The sequence below is a fragment of the Mucilaginibacter corticis genome (assembly GCF_007558865.1).
Taxonomy (GTDB): domain Bacteria; phylum Bacteroidota; class Bacteroidia; order Sphingobacteriales; family Sphingobacteriaceae; genus Mucilaginibacter; species Mucilaginibacter corticis.
The window spans coordinates 1012302-1029596 of sequence record NZ_VLPK01000002.1 but is presented as its reverse complement, the minus strand read 5'-3'; the positions used below and the strand labels follow the sequence as shown (position 1 = coordinate 1029596).

At 44.1% G+C, this 17295-nt stretch carries 26 protein-coding genes; 14 read left to right on the top strand and 12 right to left on the bottom strand.

Annotated features, from left to right (window positions below):
• Positions 1–184: DUF3140 domain-containing protein (locus FO440_RS15295; protein ID WP_144249127.1), on the bottom strand; the 184-nt coding region annotated here is incomplete at its 3' end.
• A gap of 20 nt (positions 185–204) precedes the next feature.
• On the opposite strand from FO440_RS15295, the gene FO440_RS15290 reads away from it, so the two are divergent.
• The gene (locus FO440_RS15290; RefSeq protein WP_246104233.1) at positions 205–432 is read left to right on the top strand and encodes a DUF2188 domain-containing protein; all 228 of its coding nucleotides are present in this window, start codon (positions 205–207) and stop codon (positions 430–432) included.
• Between the two features lie 130 nt (positions 433–562).
• Here FO440_RS15290 and FO440_RS15285 read toward each other — a convergent pair whose 3' ends face one another.
• Entirely contained in the window at positions 563–916 is a 354-nt protein-coding gene (locus tag FO440_RS15285; protein WP_246104232.1) for a putative quinol monooxygenase, read from the bottom strand.
• Position 917: 1 nt separating this feature from the next.
• The gene (locus FO440_RS15280) at positions 918–1109 is read right to left on the bottom strand and encodes a helix-turn-helix domain-containing protein (protein WP_186292696.1); all 192 of its coding nucleotides are present in this window, start codon (positions 1107–1109) and stop codon (positions 918–920) included.
• Positions 1110–1297: 188 nt separating this feature from the next.
• Between FO440_RS15280 and FO440_RS15275 the strand changes: the two genes are divergently transcribed.
• Both FO440_RS15275 and FO440_RS15270 read left to right on the top strand, forming a co-directional pair.
• Positions 1298–1453: a lmo0937 family membrane protein gene (locus FO440_RS15275; protein WP_144249125.1), complete on the top strand. Its 156-nt coding sequence runs from the start codon at positions 1298–1300 to the stop codon at positions 1451–1453.
• A gap of 73 nt (positions 1454–1526) precedes the next feature.
• A complete protein-coding gene (locus tag FO440_RS15270) occupies positions 1527–1706 on the top strand; it encodes a hypothetical protein (RefSeq protein ID WP_144249124.1) in 180 nt (59 codons plus the stop codon).
• Between the two features lies 1 nt (position 1707).
• Here FO440_RS15270 and FO440_RS24515 read toward each other — a convergent pair whose 3' ends face one another.
• The 4 genes from FO440_RS24515 to FO440_RS15255 form a co-directional block, all read right to left on the bottom strand.
• Positions 1708–1866, bottom strand: a complete 159-nt coding sequence (locus tag FO440_RS24515) for a hypothetical protein (protein WP_186292695.1) — start codon at positions 1864–1866, stop codon at positions 1708–1710.
• An 8-nt stretch (positions 1867–1874) separates the two neighbouring features.
• On the bottom strand, positions 1875–2183 hold the full coding sequence (locus FO440_RS15265; protein ID WP_144249123.1) for a hypothetical protein: 309 nt from the start codon (positions 2181–2183) through the stop codon (positions 1875–1877).
• A gap of 188 nt (positions 2184–2371) precedes the next feature.
• Positions 2372–2869, bottom strand: a complete 498-nt coding sequence (locus FO440_RS15260; RefSeq protein ID WP_144249122.1) for a hypothetical protein — start codon at positions 2867–2869, stop codon at positions 2372–2374.
• A 127-nt stretch (positions 2870–2996) separates the two neighbouring features.
• The gene (locus FO440_RS15255) at positions 2997–3299 is read right to left on the bottom strand and encodes an RNA recognition motif domain-containing protein (RefSeq protein WP_144249121.1); all 303 of its coding nucleotides are present in this window, start codon (positions 3297–3299) and stop codon (positions 2997–2999) included.
• A 242-nt stretch (positions 3300–3541) separates the two neighbouring features.
• Between FO440_RS15255 and FO440_RS15250 the strand changes: the two genes are divergently transcribed.
• On the top strand, positions 3542–4669 hold the full coding sequence (locus FO440_RS15250) for a sensor histidine kinase (protein ID WP_222103986.1): 1128 nt from the start codon (positions 3542–3544) through the stop codon (positions 4667–4669).
• A gap of 142 nt (positions 4670–4811) precedes the next feature.
• Here the strand turns inward: FO440_RS15250 and FO440_RS15245 are convergent, their stop codons facing one another.
• The 4 genes from FO440_RS15245 to FO440_RS15230 all read right to left on the bottom strand — a co-directional run bounded on the left by FO440_RS15245 (position 4812) and on the right by FO440_RS15230 (position 12465).
• Positions 4812–5405, bottom strand: coding sequence for a DUF4142 domain-containing protein (locus tag FO440_RS15245; RefSeq protein ID WP_144249119.1), 594 nt, complete (start codon positions 5403–5405; stop codon positions 4812–4814).
• A gap of 573 nt (positions 5406–5978) precedes the next feature.
• Positions 5979–7391 carry an alpha/beta hydrolase family protein gene (locus tag FO440_RS15240; RefSeq protein ID WP_144249118.1) on the bottom strand — a complete coding sequence of 471 codons (1413 nt, stop codon included), beginning with the start codon at positions 7389–7391 and terminating at the stop codon, positions 5979–5981.
• Between the two features lie 186 nt (positions 7392–7577).
• Positions 7578–9989, bottom strand: coding sequence for an ABC transporter permease (locus FO440_RS15235; RefSeq protein ID WP_144249117.1), 2412 nt, complete (start codon positions 9987–9989; stop codon positions 7578–7580).
• A gap of 457 nt (positions 9990–10446) precedes the next feature.
• The gene (locus tag FO440_RS15230; protein WP_144249116.1) at positions 10447–12465 is read right to left on the bottom strand and encodes a M13 family metallopeptidase; all 2019 of its coding nucleotides are present in this window, start codon (positions 12463–12465) and stop codon (positions 10447–10449) included.
• Between the two features lie 99 nt (positions 12466–12564).
• Between FO440_RS15230 and FO440_RS15225 the strand changes: the two genes are divergently transcribed.
• From FO440_RS15225 to FO440_RS24505, 8 genes are all read left to right on the top strand, one after another.
• A complete protein-coding gene (locus tag FO440_RS15225) occupies positions 12565–12804 on the top strand; it encodes a hypothetical protein (protein ID WP_144249115.1) in 240 nt (79 codons plus the stop codon).
• A complete protein-coding gene (locus tag FO440_RS24510; RefSeq protein ID WP_186292693.1) occupies positions 12804–12968 on the top strand; it encodes a hypothetical protein in 165 nt (54 codons plus the stop codon). Before FO440_RS15225 ends, FO440_RS24510 begins: the two co-directional genes overlap by 1 nt.
• Positions 12969–13134: 166 nt before the next feature.
• Positions 13135–13263 carry a hypothetical protein gene (locus FO440_RS24995; RefSeq protein ID WP_262711492.1) on the top strand — a complete coding sequence of 43 codons (129 nt, stop codon included), beginning with the start codon at positions 13135–13137 and terminating at the stop codon, positions 13261–13263.
• Positions 13260–13664, top strand: a complete 405-nt coding sequence (locus FO440_RS15220; RefSeq protein WP_144249114.1) for an ankyrin repeat domain-containing protein — start codon at positions 13260–13262, stop codon at positions 13662–13664. Before FO440_RS24995 ends, FO440_RS15220 begins: the two co-directional genes overlap by 4 nt.
• Before the next feature lie 373 nt (positions 13665–14037).
• Entirely contained in the window at positions 14038–14256 is a 219-nt protein-coding gene (locus tag FO440_RS15215) for a hypothetical protein (protein WP_144249113.1), read from the top strand.
• A 37-nt stretch (positions 14257–14293) separates the two neighbouring features.
• Positions 14294–14710: a hypothetical protein gene (locus tag FO440_RS15210; RefSeq protein ID WP_144249112.1), complete on the top strand. Its 417-nt coding sequence runs from the start codon at positions 14294–14296 to the stop codon at positions 14708–14710.
• Between the two features lie 126 nt (positions 14711–14836).
• The gene (locus FO440_RS15205) at positions 14837–15292 is read left to right on the top strand and encodes a ferritin-like domain-containing protein (RefSeq protein ID WP_144249111.1); all 456 of its coding nucleotides are present in this window, start codon (positions 14837–14839) and stop codon (positions 15290–15292) included.
• A gap of 59 nt (positions 15293–15351) precedes the next feature.
• Positions 15352–15498, top strand: a complete 147-nt coding sequence (locus tag FO440_RS24505) for a hypothetical protein (RefSeq protein ID WP_186292692.1) — start codon at positions 15352–15354, stop codon at positions 15496–15498.
• A 236-nt stretch (positions 15499–15734) separates the two neighbouring features.
• On the opposite strand, the gene FO440_RS15200 is transcribed toward FO440_RS24505, so the two are convergent.
• A complete protein-coding gene (locus FO440_RS15200) occupies positions 15735–16556 on the bottom strand; it encodes a sugar nucleotide-binding protein (protein WP_222103985.1) in 822 nt (273 codons plus the stop codon).
• A gap of 234 nt (positions 16557–16790) precedes the next feature.
• Between FO440_RS15200 and FO440_RS15195 the strand changes: the two genes are divergently transcribed.
• Complete coding sequence (locus tag FO440_RS15195; protein ID WP_144249110.1) at positions 16791–16946, top strand: lmo0937 family membrane protein; 156 nt, start codon at positions 16791–16793, stop codon at positions 16944–16946.
• A 68-nt stretch (positions 16947–17014) separates the two neighbouring features.
• Entirely contained in the window at positions 17015–17197 is a 183-nt protein-coding gene (locus FO440_RS15190; protein ID WP_144249109.1) for a hypothetical protein, read from the top strand.
• The last annotated feature ends 98 nt before the right edge of the window (positions 17198–17295 follow it).

Genomic DNA, 17295 nt, shown 5'->3' with positions numbered 1-17295 from the left:
TCTTCTTGTTAAGGATTTTAATGATATGTTCGCCGGATTTATGCCCGATCGATTCGCCGTCACCGCTGTCCCAGCCCACTGATTTAGACTCCTCGGTCTTTAACCATTTTTCCAATGTTGTTGCGGTCATATTCACCGCCTGATAAAATTCCTTGTAAATCTCTTCCTGTTCTTTTGCTTCCATATAGCAATCAAACCAAATCCATGCCAAAGCGTTATTTTCAAAAAGGAGAAGTTATGCCCTGGTATCACGGTGATTACCCGCCATCTTATAAGAACCAACCCAAATATCTACGGGACAAAGCGGTGGAGATCGCGAACGAGGTATTGAAAACGACCCATAATGAAGGCGAAGCAATTGCTACAGGTTTAAAACAGGCGCGTAAACATTTTGAACATCACCCCGAAGAAATCCCCAAGAGCAAAAAATAGTTATGCCTCCTGCTGTCATAAAGATACCGGAAACAGCACGACGGCCGCATAGGCGCAGAAATTGTTTTGGCAGAAGGCACTTTATGATTTACGATTCTGAATAGTTAACTGCGGAAAGCGGAGGCTGCAATTATTTTACTGCCAGCAGATCAACCATTTCCAAAACAGGGTCGGCAGCAAGCAGTTCCGGTGCCTTTGCCATCAGCGCTTTGGCAATCTCTCCGCCGAGGTGCGTCTTCCTGCCGTCTTCATTTTCAAAGGTATCAAAAATACCAAATGTCGACGGACCGATTTGCAGCGCATACCATTTCTCGGTTCCGGCTTCCTGTTCCGCCAGCGGCAGCGCGCTTTTAATAAATTCGGCTACTTCCTGTTCTTTTCCGGTTTTGGCCTCTAAACGGCCAGGATCGCAAATTTTTCCATGATCATCATTTAAAACTGTTATAACAATACCCTTGCGGGGCGCTAATTTATATTTGCTCATTTTAGGCGATCAGGTCATCTACCGATATCTCCAGGCTGACGGCGATCTGCATAAAACGCTCGAGGCTTAATTGTGACAAGCCGTTCTCGATCTTACTGTAGCCATGCTGGCTCATGGACAACCGGCCCGCCATATCATATTGTGTAGGATTTAAGCACCTGCGTCCACGTATATTTCGCAGTACTTTATCCATTTTTAATAAGCTCCCCTCCATTAATGGTATTTACGTAGCGTAACAGCATACAGTTTTGAATTGACGCTGCGAAATGATTGAATGGTATTTGCTACAGTTAATATAATAAAAGGATGAATTTCGCTTACAACTCAGGGTGGTACTCAATTTGATATATAATAGCAAAACGAACACTAAAAACAAAAATCATGAGATCATTACTTTACATCATCGCCATCATCCTGATCATAGGCTGGGCCATCGGAACATTCGCTTACGCAGCGGGCGGTTTAATTCATATCTTATTGGTCATCGCTATCATTTCACTGGTACTGGGCTTTCTCCGCAGGGATACGGTAGTTTAGTCAAAACACGGACAAAGTAATAAGGTGTGCCGTCAACCGGCACGCCTTTTTATTTATCAGGTCAGCATTTATCATGAAAAAGAGAAATAACTATGTAAACGAAACCTTATCCTTTGAAGATTTCGAACAAGCCATTGCGCAAAGACACACCTCCGACGTGGCGCTGGATGAACTGGTACGTGAACGCCTGACCGCCAAAAAAGAAGCGCAGAAAAAAGAACGCGATTTAAAAAGAGCACGCAATAAGTTTTGATCTAAACCGCTTTCTTTTTAGCCGTGATCTCGTTTCTGATCTCCTGGGTATCTTTTAAAACTTTTTCTTTTTTGCAGCAGACCAGGCAAATTGTACAAAACACCAATACCACTATCCGGCTGTAACATCCTTTGATTGAATTTACGATAGCTGTCATCATAATCTTGCTTATGGGATCTGAATTAAATCAGCACTGAATTTTCCATCAATTACCTGGAGCGTTTTATTGCTATCGGAATTAAATAAGACCGCAGTAAAAGTCCCTTCAACATGTGTATGGCTAAAGGAAGTTATAATGATTTCGGAAGGAAGAGTTCCCGTTTCATCTGAATCGTAATCTTTAAACGATTGAAGCGTATAGTCCGGCGGAAAATAACTGATGGTAAAGAAGCCGTTAGCCCCGCCATTTTTATAACTTCCTGTAGTGATCGGTGATTTAGTATGAAGATCGATGGATAAACCTTCTTGACTATTCATAACGCTGGTAGACAATGAAATAATCGAATCACCTCTGAGGTAACCAGGATACCCCGAAAATTTTTTGCTGAACCGCCAACGGTTGCTGAAGCTTTAGTTGACGAACTCTTCGGGTCTTTTTTACAGGAAAGCAAAAAAAGAGATAACAACATTAGTGCCCAGGTGAATGAATTTTTCATAACACGCAATCAATTAACATTTCTACGTTCAACATTAATATTAAATCTTCCGTCAACAGAAATGACGCTTTTTCTAAAAAGCCCCAGTAACTGTCCGCTAAATGTGCCTTGTATATTATTCCCCTTTATCGATTTAATGGTTACCGTAAAGTTGTAGTCGTATAAATATTTGTCGTCGGTATTGTAATAGACTCTGCCTGAGTCTGAAGGATTCGCGGGGGAATAGCCGGCATCGATATAACTTGAACCTAAATCATAACTTTTTGTAGTAATCGGGGCGCTGGCATCTAGCCAAATACTAATCCAGTCTGCTTTCTGGTCGTGATTGACATATCCATCAAAAATTAATTGATTTACAGGGGCAAAAGTAATGATTGGCTCAACAACATATGTTTTGGTCACGCCATCGACCGTTGCGACAATAGTATTGGCGGGCGCTATTCCACTTTTCTTACAGGAAAACAGGAACGCTGACAGACAGAACACGAGAAGCAGGACCCTTTTCATATCTGTTATTTTTTATAAAAATATTAAAATAATATTTAATATTTGAAAGAAAATAAATATAAATAATTTACTGTAAGCAAGTTACAGAAAATCAAAATGTATTTTTTTACAAAATCTGATTATTTCCCTATGCCCTGCGCGGACGTTTAGGTTTTAACCGGTCGGGCGAAATTTTTTGGACAGCGGAATGAGTTTCGGCATACCTGACACTAAGCGTTCGGTTAGCTATTTTAGCGCCGTTCAACGCTGCGATGGCCCGATCGGCGCCGGCATTATCAAGCAAGGTGACAAAACCATAACCTTTACTGTCCCTGCTCATACTGTCTCTCACGATGGTGACCGTATCAACCGTACCGTGGAGGCTAAACATCTCAATCAAGGCTATCTCCTCCATGTCTTTTGGTAAACCAACAATAAAAAGCTTTGCCATCCAGCAAATATACAAATGATCGAATAAGCGTTATTAACGTTTTTACACGTATAATTTGCCGGATTATTTTTAGTCCCATTTTACTGTTGGGACATGAGAGCATTTCTATTTTTGTCACCCAGTTCGTCTCTATGATGACAATGATGTCGGCAGATGCGAAGCACATCCTGCCCTATTGCAAATGTCCTGTCTTTTGTTTGCGGGGCTGCGTGTTTCATTCATGGCATTATTCGTGCATTGCTATGGCTATGACTACCCGTGACAACTTAACCAATCAATTTACCGGCCAGGGACAATTGATCCATGCAGCCTTCGACGCAGCGTTTAACGGGATCATCATCATCGATCACCAGCAGCCAAACGACCCGATCATCTATTGCAATAAGGCATTTGAACAGCTAACCGGGTACGACCGTGGCGATGTGTTAGGCAAAAACTGCCGGTTCTTACAGGGCGATCAACGATTACAGGAAGGCAGGTTTGAAATTCAGGAGGCTTTACTAAATAATAGTCATTGTGTAGTTGAATTACTAAACTACAGGAAAGACGGTTCGGAATTCTGGAACGAGATCTATATTTCCCCGATAAAAAATGAGTGGGGCGTGACGACGCACTATGTTGGTATTCAGAATGATATTTCTGACCGCAAATTAAACGAGATCAAGTTAAAGTCTGAAGCCGGGCAGTTTAAAAACCTGCAACAGCAAAAGAACGATTTTATCAGTGCGGCAAGTCACGAGTTAAAGACGCCGGTGACCAGTTTAAAAGCTTCCTTACAGCTTTTGAATAAGGTAGATGACGCACAGCATACCACTAAAGTTTCCGCTTTGATTACGCAAGCCAACAAGAGTATCGGAAAAGTAGCTAACCTGATCGAAGAATTACTGGTTTCAGACCAATTGCTGGAAGGCAGCCTGGAACTTCGTAAAACTAAGTTTGCTTTGGGAAAATTAATCAGTGCGTGTTGCAGCGGCACACGCCTGGAAGGAAAATACAAGATCGTTTTGCATGGAGATGAAGACCTGGAAGTCTTCGCCGATTTTGAACGGATGGACCAGGTTGTTTTAAACATGGTCAATAATGCCGTCAAGTATGCCGCCGGCTCGAAAACGATAAATATTCATATCTCATCCACCGCCCAAGTAGCAAAAGTTACGGTAAGTGATCGGGGCGAAGGCATCCCGGCTGAACGCCTGCCATTTCTGTTTGACCGCTTTTACAAAGGGCAAACGGACGATGTACAAACTTCCGGACTTGGGCTCGGCCTGTATATCAGCGCCGGGATCGTCAAACGTCACGGCGGTGATATCGGCGTTGAAAGCGAATTGGGTAAGGGATCTTCGTTTTGGTTTACCTTGCCTTTGAAATAAATTAATAAAGTGAAATACGAAGTTAAGCAATTCAACTACCAGTGGTATAACTTATGCTTAACAGTTAGAAGGTACGTGCTTTATAACATTAAAATAACCATCCTGCTCAAACCATAGAAGCTAAAGCAGGACAGTTAAGTTATTATTTCAATTCGGTGAGTATCCCGCTTGTAATGGCAACGTGTTCTTTAAATACTGCTAATGAAAGCGTGGCTAGATGGCGGCCTTGATTCTCGGCTGCACCAGGTAATTTACCTTTACTGATATAGTTTTGCGCTAAATCCCGTAAGAACTCGTGGTTCTCCAGCTGTGCTTTGATGAAAGCTTTGTCAAACTCAGGTCCTGCCGGTGTGTTTTTGATAGTGGCAAGAGTTGCTTTGGCTTTAGCAGTCATGGCTGGCACAGGCGTGTTCAGATCTTTTAAAACACCAGTTACAGCTATCGCTTCTGTTAATTCAAAGTTTGCAAATTGCTTCACGAACTTATCAGTTGCTTTGTTTACGGCTATTTGACTGGTAGCTAATGATAGTTCTGCCGGTCCTATAACTCCCATTCTAAATTCCTTTTCGTTGGCTGCAATAGGTGAATCGGGTGCAACGTAATCTGTGCTCCCGGCATTTGCCGTAAGCGTTCCAAGCAATGTGCTGCCTAGTGTAAGACCTGCGCTGAGTGCAATAGTGCCAGTCAGGGACTTCTTCATGAAGTCACGACGCGGTGATGTTTCGTTATTGTTCATATGTTTTCATTACGTGTATGTTGCTTGGAGAACCTTCATAACCACTTTATGTTTCAAATGAGGTTACAACTGTCAGTTATACATACGCCCAAATGCTACTAAAAAGCCAGCATGGCATTGCCCATAGTTGATCCACCACAGTTGATCCAACCTGTGGATGTGGTGGGTTTGTGGATGGTATTAGTTTCGAAGTATCCCCTTGTTGGAGATTTCGCTTAAACATAAGCCAGTAAATCGAGCAAACAATTAATTAGGCTTAAACTATTCTAAAAGCACACCTTTAGTATCGTTTAATACTATATCTTGCGCCGAAATGGCAGAAATTCCGAAAGGCTTGACCATGCGGATTGGGGTCGTACATGGCCTCGGAATTTCCAGTACAGTGAGCCTCTAAAAGAATCGCAGACCGTAACTCAGATGATCCTGAACCTGCAGCCAACTCAGCTGGAAAAAGACGGATCGCTAGTGAGGTAAGTATATAGATTCGTGACCGCGTAACCCTCTTTAAAGCAGATCTTGCCGTTACAGGAAAAGTACAAATAGCTGTTGACCGGATCAGTTCACCTGAGGGTTTTATAATTCATTTATCCAATCTGCTACTTTTTCAAGGGCAACGGGATCGATTGTTTCTGTAATTTGCGAATATTCAGCCAGTGAGCCTGTTTCCGCTTTTTGAAACAGGTGATTCAAACCCTCCAGTTCAATAACCTCAGCATGTTTGTTGCCTGCTTTTAGCATGCTCTCCCTTATCCCCTGCAAATTCATTTCGGCGTTAACCTGCATATCTTTTGAGCCGTCGAGTGCCAGCAGGGGGCACTTAACTTTTACCAGGTAGTCCGCCGGATTTGCTGAGATAAAATACCTGTACCACGCCGAAGTTACCTGGACATCACTGGCTTTAACCATATGGTCAATATTGGTGTCACCAAGGTCTGCTTTCGGCATCGCCCTCAGTTCCCGGTACATCAGGCTGTCTATTTTGATTTTGAGTGCTTCTTTTGATAGTCCGGGATTGTCAGCAACCAACGTAAAGATCTTTTTATTAATGGCGGAAGAACTTTTCCGTGCCTGCTCAGAAGCCCCCGACAGGCGAAGCTGGTCATCTGTTTGTTTCAGCATCAGCTGAATTACCGGAACGCCGGGACCAGCCAGCATGATCACAAATCTGACATTCTTATTCCGGCTTGCCACCATGGGCGCAATCATCCCGCCTTCGCTGTGCCCCATTATGCCGATAGCGAGTCTTTTTGTATCCGTGCGGGATAAAAGGTAGTCTACCGCTGCTTCAGCATCATCGGAAAGATCACCGGTTGTCGCATTGCTGTAGTCACCGGTTGACTGGGCTACTCCTCTGTCATCATACCGGAGTACGGCTATGCCATGACGGGTAAGCCAGTCGCTCCATACCAGGAACGGACGGTGGTTGAACTGTTTCATCTCTTCATCCCTGTTCTGCGGACCCGATCCGGTTACTAGGATAACGATCTTAGACACTTTTCCATCTGAAGGCAGGGTGATCGTTCCGGCAAGGGTGTTTCCGGATTTTGAATTTTTGAAGGTAACCTGTTCCTGTTTGTAAGGAAAATCAACAGGATCCTGCGGGCGTTTGGCTGGTGCGGCCACTGCGTCCTGACCTTTAACCCGCGACAGATCAAGCGGTAGGCTTCCGCCATTCTGGGTAAATGTGCCGGTTATAATACTACCGTCAGCGTTATAAAGGCCCGAATATTTAATATTGTAACGCGCCGCTATGATCAGCAGTTGATTACCATTGATCTTTGCGCTGTCACAAGCAAGGCCTTTGGCCCCCTGGTCGGGACTGTCCATGGTGGCTGAATAAGCAACCCCGGATTGCAGGATATGAAAAACCAGATGAATTTTGTTACCCCCGGCATTCAGGACGCCATACCAGTCCCCTGCCATCGTCTGGGCAAATGTGACAGAAGTCAGGAAAATAAGGAATAATGTTATTTGAAGTTTTTTCATGGTTATCAGGTATTAAGACCGCCTCCCGAACAATTTTTGTGAATGACGTAAAAAAGACTGATAAAATCTCCTGTTCAAATCTATTTCTTAAAATTATACCATTGCCTGAATTCTACTTTTAGTTTCAAAATGAGTAGTTTGAAAGGCGTTCGCCGGTCCGAAACTGCTCGGAGAATCTTTCCCAGGTTATTCGGTTTTTAAACTTTTAACCGGGTTGGTCAGCGCGGCCTTTATGCTAAGCCATGATACTGTAGCAAAGGCTATGCCTACTACCGCCACAAACGGCAGCAAGAACAAAAACGGGTTAATACTCATACGGAATGCGTAATGGTTTAACCATTGGTGGATAGCATACCAGGCTATCGGCGCGGCCAAAACAAAAGCTATCAGTATCAGCATAGCAAAATCTTTGTACAGCAGTTGTAATATACTGTTAACCGATGCACCTAACACCTTGCGGATTCCGATCTCTTTGGTCCGCTGTACAATGGTGTATGATACCAGCCCAAACAAACCGAGGCATGCCACAAAAATGGCTATCAGCGTAAATATACCGAAGACATGAGCAAAGCGTTGGTCGGCTTTGTATTGCTCGTTAAAGTGGCTGTCCAGGAACTCATATTCAAACGGATCGCCGGGGAAATATTTGGCCCAGTTGGCTTTTAGCGAAGCGATGGTTTGCGAAACATTACCGCTTCCTATTTTTACCGATACATTGCCGTATGCCCATGAGCTGAAATCAAATATTACAGCATCGTAGTTATCACGCAGCGATTGCTGGTGATAATCTTCAGTAACACCGACAACGGTATGGGGGCCATTTCCTGTTACTATTTGTTTCCCTATCATATCCTCCGGCTTTTTAAATCCGAATAATTTGGTAGCCGAGCGGTTTACAATGAAAGTTTCTTCATCGCCCGGAAACTGAGGCGAATAATCACGGCCGGCGATGATCTTTATACCGTAATTTTTAAGAAAATCATAATCCATACTGATTAGCCTGCACTGCACATCGTTTTGTTTGGTTTGGCCTGCCATATGTAACGCACCTACGTTATTAAACACCTCGCTACCCGGCACGTCGCTGGATACGGTCACACCTTTAACATTATTTAATGCCAAGGTGGCTTCTTTAAATATCCTGGTGTCCCGGCGTAATGAATCTAGCTTTATTAGCGGAGAACGTATCACAACCGTCTGATCAATGTTTACGCCAAGCTTTTGATCTTGCATAAAAGTAATTTGCTTATAAACCGTCAACGCCCCGATCAATAAAAATATGGATGCCGCAAACTGCACCACTACCAGGCTTTGACGCAGCACTACGCCACCCGAGGTGTTGGCCAATTTGCCTTTCAATACTTCGACAGGCTTGTAATTAGAAAGTACTATAGCCGGGTAAAACCCTGAAAAAAGGGAGCCCACAGCCCATACACCAAAAACCCATAACCAAAAAGCAGGTTGCGCAAATAATGAAAAACCAATAGCCATACCACTTATGGCAGCAAAGCCCGGCAGGCAAATAGCAATAATAACAACAGCCAGTAACATAGCCAGGCCGTTAAGTAAAATTGCTTCAAACAAAAATTGCCCTATCAATTGAGTTTTGGCCGAACCGAGCGTTTTACGTACACCAACCTCTTTAGCTCGGGCCATACCGCGGGCAGTAGCCAGGTTAATGTAGTTGATCCAGGCTATAACTATCACAAAAATGGCTATCGCTAATAATAAATATACAGATTTGCCATCGCCATTTGCGGCTACTTCTAATTTACGGTTGGAGTAAAGATGAATATCCTTAACCGGCTGTAAAGTAAATTTTGCCCTTTCGTTAGGCCATTCGGCCATACCTTTATCAGCAATAGGAACAAACTTTTTCTCCAATTCCCTCGGGTTAACACCGGGCTTAAGCAGCACATATGCTATGAAACCGTCGTTAAACCATCTTGTTTCTACATCCTCTGTTGGCGGCACACCAAAAATTTCTTTTAACGTAGCATATGACTCCATGATCTCCAGGTTCAAATGCGAATTCTTTGGCATGTCCTGCATTATACCGGTTACTTTTAATGGCCGGTTAAATAGGGTAACGTTTTTTCCCATTGCATTTACGTCACCAAATAACTTTTTCGCCATACTAACAGATAACACTACCGACCGGGGTTCATTCAACACGGTGTTAACATCACCTTGCAACAATGGATAGCTGAACATTTTAAAGAAATTTGCACCAACTAAAAAATTGTTTGGGATTACTATAGATTTGCCCTGATACGTAACCAATAATTTACCGGTCGATATTAGTTTTACGTAGTCTTCGATCTCGTTAGGGAAAGCCGCTTTAAAAGCGGGACCCGCTGCTGAGGCTCCAGCAGCCCAACTGGTACTTAGCTTACCGCCAGTATACCTGTCCTGGTTGATACGGTATAGCCTGTCGCCTTTGGCTTGAAAGTTATCATAGCTTAATTCAAAACTTACATATTGCAGTATCAGCAGGCAGGCGGCCATGCCTACTGCCAGGCCAACGATATTGATAAAAGAAAAGGCTGTATGCTTAGCCAGATTTCTGAAGACGATGCGTAAGTAATTTTTGATCATGATAACCGGATTTAACAACTTGGCTGTGCCAATTGCAATGCCATTATCATAGATACCTATAAATCAATAATTTAAACTAAAAATACAGTGATTAACTGTTCGGTATTGTTACAACAACCCGTACAGTACCGAACATACTGGGTTCGTCGAAATTTCAGGTGAAAAAAGAAAAATAATAGTGAATTAGCTTCATGTAAATTGATGATGCGTATATAAACGTTTATACGCGTTTGATTTGCCATTATCGTGCGAATTATCCCACAAATTTGTTCCAGGCAAGTGTGGTTGTTCCCTTTGGCCGATGTTCTTTGACATATTGAATATATGATGCGCTGCCACGCACGCTTGAACTAACGGACAGCATTACCATTTCTAAAGGCGTTATTTTGGCCAACTAAAAAAAAGCCGGCGAGGTAAAAACGGGTGAGATAGCAGCCGGTGACAAAACGCGCTGATGTTACCAGATCTTCACCCGCTGATCTTCCGGTTTATAATTTTTATCGCCGGGCTGCACGTTGAAGGCGCGGTAAAAAGGCGCGAAATTCATCAGCGGGCCGTTGACCCGCCACATGGCCGGAGAATGCGGGTTAGTGTTCACGTAGGTACGCAGGAACGCGTCCCTTGTTTTCACCCGCCAGATCCTGGCAATCGATAGAAAGAAGCGCTGGTCGGGTGTAAAGCCGTCAATCTTCTGTGTACTTTTTCCTTCCTCGGTCATCTTGAATGCGTCATAAGCGATAGCGATGCCGCCATTATCCGCGGTATTTTCACCTAAAGTGAGTTCGCCTTTGAGGTGAACCGTGTCCAGTACCGTAAAAGTGCTGTACAACCTGGCTAATTGCCCGGTCTTCTCCTTGAATCTTTGGTAGTCTTCCTTAGTCCACCAGTTTTTAACGTTGCCATCTTTGTCAAACTGAGCGCCCTGGTCGTCAAAGGCATGTGTCATTTCATGGCCGATCACCATCCCGATGCCGCCATAGTTGATCGCGTCATCCGCCGCGAAGTCAAAATAGGGATATTGCAGGATACCCGCCGGAAATACAACTTCATTAAAGGATGGATTATAATAAGCGGTCACCGTAGCCGGCGTGGTGCCCCATTGGGTTCTGTCCACCGGTTTGTTCAGTTGCGCCAGCTGATACCGGTAATCATTTTTGTTCAGCGAAAGCACATTTTCAAAATAGGTCGCCCGGCTGATCTGTACCTGGTTATAATCCCGCCACTTGTCCGGGTAGCCCAGCTTCTTAGTGATCGCGTACAGTTTTTCCTTCGCCTTCTTTTTCGTGCTATCGCTCATCCAGTCCAAATTATTGATCCGGTTTTCGAAAGCTTTCTGAAGGTTGTTGACCAGCGCCAATACGCGTTTTTTGGATGCCTCGTTAAAATATCTTTTGACGTAAAGCTGTCCTAAAGCCTGGCCAAGGTAAGCATCGACATTTTCCGTCATGATCTGCTTACGCGATTTTTGTGTGGCCTCTCCCGATAATGCCTGGCCAAATGTAAAGGAAGCGTTGATAAACCCCTGGCTCAACGTTCCGGCGTAGGTTTCAAGCGTACTGGCCCTCAGGTAGATCTTCCAGTCGTTCAGTGGTACCGATTTTAAAAGCGCGTTCAATTTTTGATAATAGGCTGGTTGCGCCATGTCGATAGAGTCAGTTGTTGCCCCAATGTTTGCCAACAAGGTTATCCATCCGATACGGGCCTGTGACTTAGCGATCTCCTCAACCGCCATTTTATGGAAATTCGCGTTCACGTCACGCAGCTCCACATTCGTTTTATGCGCCGTGGCCAACTGCTTTTCAATGCCGTAAACGATAGTCGCGTTCTTGCCGGCTGCAGCGGCATTGCTGCCGGTTAATTGAAATAAAGTACGGACGTATTTTTTGTAGGCGGTTTGAATGGCGAGCGTCGAAGAATCCTTTTTAAAATAATAATCCCTGTCGGGCAGACCGATGCCGGCCTGGTAAACATGTGCGATGTTTATACTGCTGTTCTTGTTGTCCGGTGAAATGCCAAAGCTAATGAGAGAGTTGTTCCCCGATTTGATTTCATTAGCAATGAATTTCAGCAAAGCCGGCAGGCTGTTAATGGCAGCAATCCGCGTGAGGATAGGTTTAACCGGCTGATAGCCCCGGCGGTTGATCGCGGCCATGCCCATTCCGGAGGCGTAAAAGTCACCTACTTTTTGTTCGATACTCCCGGCTATGTTATTGGATTTTGAAACGCTGTCCAGGATGCTTTGCAACAATCTTTTTTGCGGGATATTCATAAACGAATAACTTCCTACACCTGACTGATCGTTTGCAATTCTCGCCGTATCATTCCATTTCCCGTTTACGTATAAGAAGAAATTATCTCCGGGTTTGATAGCGGGGTTTAATCCCGCTACATCCACAAAACTACGCTGCTGCGCGATCGTCGTTTTCGTTACGCTGACCAACATGACCGCAAAACACAGGTAAATCAATTTTTTCATAGTGTTTAAAGATATACATTTTATGTGGTTTGGTGAAGCATTTAATGGGCACGGTATTTGTATTTCTTTGATCATGAGCTAAATGCAAATCGTTCTGTTATGATGAACTCGGACCATTTTAACGCCTTAGGGTATTTGGAAAAAACCGAAGTGGTTTTAACAGGCACCTTCCTGGCTGACAGGATTACGGAAGATCATTATGTCAGGTTGTACAACGTCGATCAGTTTTATGTGGAAGTATTCTTTAACAGAACCAGCAGGCTGATCGCAGATTTTCGCGCCTTCGAGCACACCATGTTCGTCCTGCCCTATCTCGATGACCTTAAAGTAGCGGTATAATGAAATTAACAGACGAAGAAATCATCATTGAAGTTTACGAAGAATTTGGCGCCGTAATCGAAAAGCAGGGTGACGAATTTGTGATCGTAGATACCGATATCCTTCCCGGTCAAAAAAAATACAGGGCGATCAAAAAACTGATCGCTGAATTTCAAAAAAATTGAGTGGTCATTATATTCGAGATCTTCGGCAACAAATGCCGCTTCCGATAGTTATAAAGGGTATGAAGTCTTAATTGACAAATAAATACTTGCTGTTTACCGCAAGGCAGCGCATCTCAACCTTACCGCCCCCGGGGCATTAAAATCAATTCATTTAACCCATAAAATCATGAGTAAAGACAAAGGCAGTAAAAACGTCAAAAAAGCGCCGGACACGACCGGTAAAAAGTCCACTTCCGATTACCAGGCCGGTAAGAAAAGTATTTCCAGGGAAGACCTGAATGTAAAAAAGAAATGATGCCTGTGCAGCAACAAGCAATGATCCTGGCCGCGCAGCGGGGCGAGGTCGACCGGATGCGGGAACTGATCGCCAAAGGCGCTGAAGTAAACCAAGGTGATCATAAGGGCGTAACGCCGTTAATGGCTGCGGCTTACAATCACCAGCACGAGGCAGTGAAGTTCCTGATCGATTCCGGTGCCGGTGTTAATGCCGCAGATTCCGGCGGCAACACTGCCCTTATGGCCGCAGCGGTCAAGGGCTATACGGATATAGCGGGACAGCTGATCAGCGCGGGTGCAGATCTGAACCTTCGCCATGGAAACGGCGATTCGGCTATAGAGTTCGCAAAACGCTTCGGGCAAGATAATGTCGTGGAAATACTGAAAACAGGGTTGGAAATTGAATATCCTGCAAAATAAAGGCTAACCCCGGAAGATTAGCCTGAACTTTCAATTGCAACATTTAATAATACTGAAATAACTAATTACTTTTTTTTAAACGATTATACCATTAATATTGTTCTGTGTATTCTATAAAGAAAAGTATTTATCTTACACGCTGTCAATAATTTAAACCGACCTGCATCTTATCGCAGTGTAATGCCCTGGTAAACTTACCGGGGCTTTATTTTTAATAAGCGTTCTATCAGGCTACATGCCTGAATTGTTTAAATAGAAAAAGAGCGCTATTCAACCTATAGGTTCTTATTTATCAATACTTTATCCTAATTAAACAATTTACAATTTCAAAAACCTGTACTTTTTTGGTTGTATATTTGTTTCGAACCTTGTCATGATGATAAATACCCCGCTTCCCGACCTGATTGATAAATTAAATAAAAAGCTGACCGATGGTAACCAGGCAATTTTACATCAGGATGCGATCCGTTTTCTGATTGATGAATCTCAAAATAAAATGATGAAACTGTTGGAATTTATGGACCTGATCGAGGAGCTGACCGGTCAATCTGCCAATGATTATTATTTTGATGTCGAATACAGAGGGGAATAAACACAAATAGTAGTTTATTAAGCGTACCTTACCGGGGATGAAAACCAGTAATGATACCAGAAGGTTCGTATATATCGTCATTGATCAATTGAATAGCAAGCTCGGGCATGATTTTTCGGCAAGCGTTGACCACGATAAGCAAACCGTTACTGTCTTTAAAATTACGGATGGCTATCAGGCTGAATTGATAGCAGCCCTTGAACAGCTCCATTACCAAATTCTATTTTCCGATGCCCCGCCCGTGATACCTGTGATTAGCATTAATGATTATTATGAGTTCATTAATTCACAAACCGGCAATACCATTGCACATGCTACCCTGCCCGGACACCTGACTGACGCTGAAAAAAACGTAAAACTGGAGGTGAAACGGGTATTGCTTGCCAATGCGCATCATATCAGTCTGAACCACATTTATTGGCAGAACAAAAACAACCGGTTTTTAGAAGCTTAAGCGGCAATAAATATATTCCATTTCTTCTTCAAGTATTGTTCCATTTTTTTCATACAACCAAAAAGACTAACCGGCAGTCCTGGCATGATATTAGGACCGTATCAGGTCTATCAAAAGAAAAACAATATGTCAACTACAGAAAATGCTACAGGCGTTTTAAACGACCTGATCGAAATTAACAATGACCGCGTGGCCGGTTTTGAAAAAGCTATTGCAGATATCAAGGACGAGAACATCGACTTGAAAGAGATCTTCCAGGGCTATGCGGAACAAAGCCGCAAGAACGGCCAGGAACTGGCAGCTATCGTTGGTAATGCCGAGGATGTTGAAACCGGTACCAGCGCCGGCGGCACTTTACACCGTGCCTGGATCGACGTAAAATCTATCTTTGGCGGCAGTGACCGTGCAGGTATTTTATCGGAAGCCGAACGTGGCGAAGACGCGATCAAGAAAGCTTACCAGGATGCCTTAAGCAGTAATGAACTTCCGTCGGAGGCTATTGCTACCGTGCAAAACCAGGCACAGGAAATCAATGCGGCACATGACCGGATCAAATCATTACGCGACACCGCGAAAGCATAATTGAATTAACAAATTAAAGCTGCCCTTTCCGGGGCGGCTTTTTTTATGAAATAAAGATCATGAAGACAAAACGACGTCTTGGTTTAGGCCCAACCCTTGTGATTGCCGGGCTGGTATATCTCGCCTACCGGATCTTCCGCTCGCCCGAACTGGACCGGGAAATTGAAAAGTTCGCAAAGAAAGAAGCGGAACAGTCCAATTATTAAAAATGCAATTTAACCCGGTGCCGAATTTTGCCGGCGTGAGCCCGATCCAATCGCTGATTTACACGGCGATCCTTAGTTGGGCGCTGCCCCGGTGATGATCCTGATGGTCATGCATATCGGGAACAACAAAAATTAATGGGAAAATTTACGAATGGCCGCTGGTCGAATATCCCCGGCGGACTCGCTTTTGTTTTGATGACGGCCCCCGCCATTGCCTTACTGTATTTCCAGTTTCACTAAGCGCTATTGACCAGGTTATTGATATAGCTCAGCAAACTGGTACTGCCCAAATGTGGTCGGTTAACGTCTTCTGACGGGCCATACAGGGTTAACCTGGTCATATTTACAAATGATGCCGCCGCCTTTTCTGAAAAACCGCTTTGAATAAGTGATCTTTCCCAGTCCGCTTCCCGTGTCACCGCAACATTGACCGGTTTGTTTAAAGCTTCACTGAATGCGTTTGCCACGTCCTGTATGGTGTAACGCTTTGGCCCTTCGATATGAAACAAACCCGTTTGCCCGTTACCCATTAATTCTGCCGCGAACAGCCCGATATCTGCCGGCGCGACCATCGGCAGCTCGAAATCCGCAGGATAAAGCGAAGGCAGGTTCCCCGTTTCCCTGACCACGTTTAAGGACTGATCGAAATTACTCATGTAATACGCGCTGCGAATGATCGCGAGCGGCACCTGCTGCGCCTTCAGGCCCTGCTCCATTTCGTACAAGACGCCCAGGTCGCCGATATGGTTACCCGCTTGCGCGCCATAAGTAGAAGCCGCGACGATTTTCTCCAGGTTTGAATTTTTTGCGGCAGCGATAACAGCCTGCATACTTTTGGTTTCCTGTTCAAGGGTATCAGCATCCGGCGGAGCCGGGGGATTCAGGATAAAGGCACGCTCACCCTGCCCGAAAAACCCGCTTAAAGAACGGGTGTCGAAAACGTCGACTTCATCATGGCCGGCTGCAAGTACCCGTTCTCCACGGTCCTCCAGCGCTTTAGCCAGGGCAGTACCGATATGGCCTGTCCCTCCGAGAATGATATACTTATAGTTCATCATTTCGATTAACAATTCAGCGGGATGATTGTTAGCTGGAATATGAATAAGCCCGGTCACCTCCTTTTTTCGGCGGTAGCTTAACAGCCGGTTATGGTTTACAAAAGCTAAATTACTGGCCTTTCCCTGTTTAGTATTTACTACAAACCCGCTTTACCAGCCCTCCTTACACCGCACAACCAAAGGTGGTACCGGATTTGCTAAGTAAATAGCGAACGAATACTAAAAACAAAAATCATGAGATCATTACTGTACATCATCGCCGTCATCCTGATCATAGGCTGGGCCATCGGAACTTTCGCTTACGCAGCAGGCGGTTTAATTCATATTTTATTGGTCATCGCGATCATTTCCCTGGTACTGGGCTTCCTCCGCAGGGACACGGTAGTTTAGTAGATCACAGATAAAAAAGGTGTGCCGTTTGATGGCACACCTTTTTACTTTTCAGGTCAGCATTTATTATGAAGAAGAAAAATACTTTCGTAAACGAAACCTTGTCTTTTGAAGATTTCGAACAAGCCATTGCGCAAAGGCCGGCCTCCGATGTGGCGCTGGATGAACTGGTACGTGAGCGTCTGACCGCCGAAAAAGATGCGCAGAAAAAAGAACGCGAGTTAAAAAAAGCGCGTAATAAATTGAGCTAGTTAGCTTGCTTTTTGGCCGTGATCTCTTTCTTACTTTCCGGGCCGTATTAAGTCTATGATCTTCCTGATAATTAAATTGTTAACAAAATTTTGTTTAT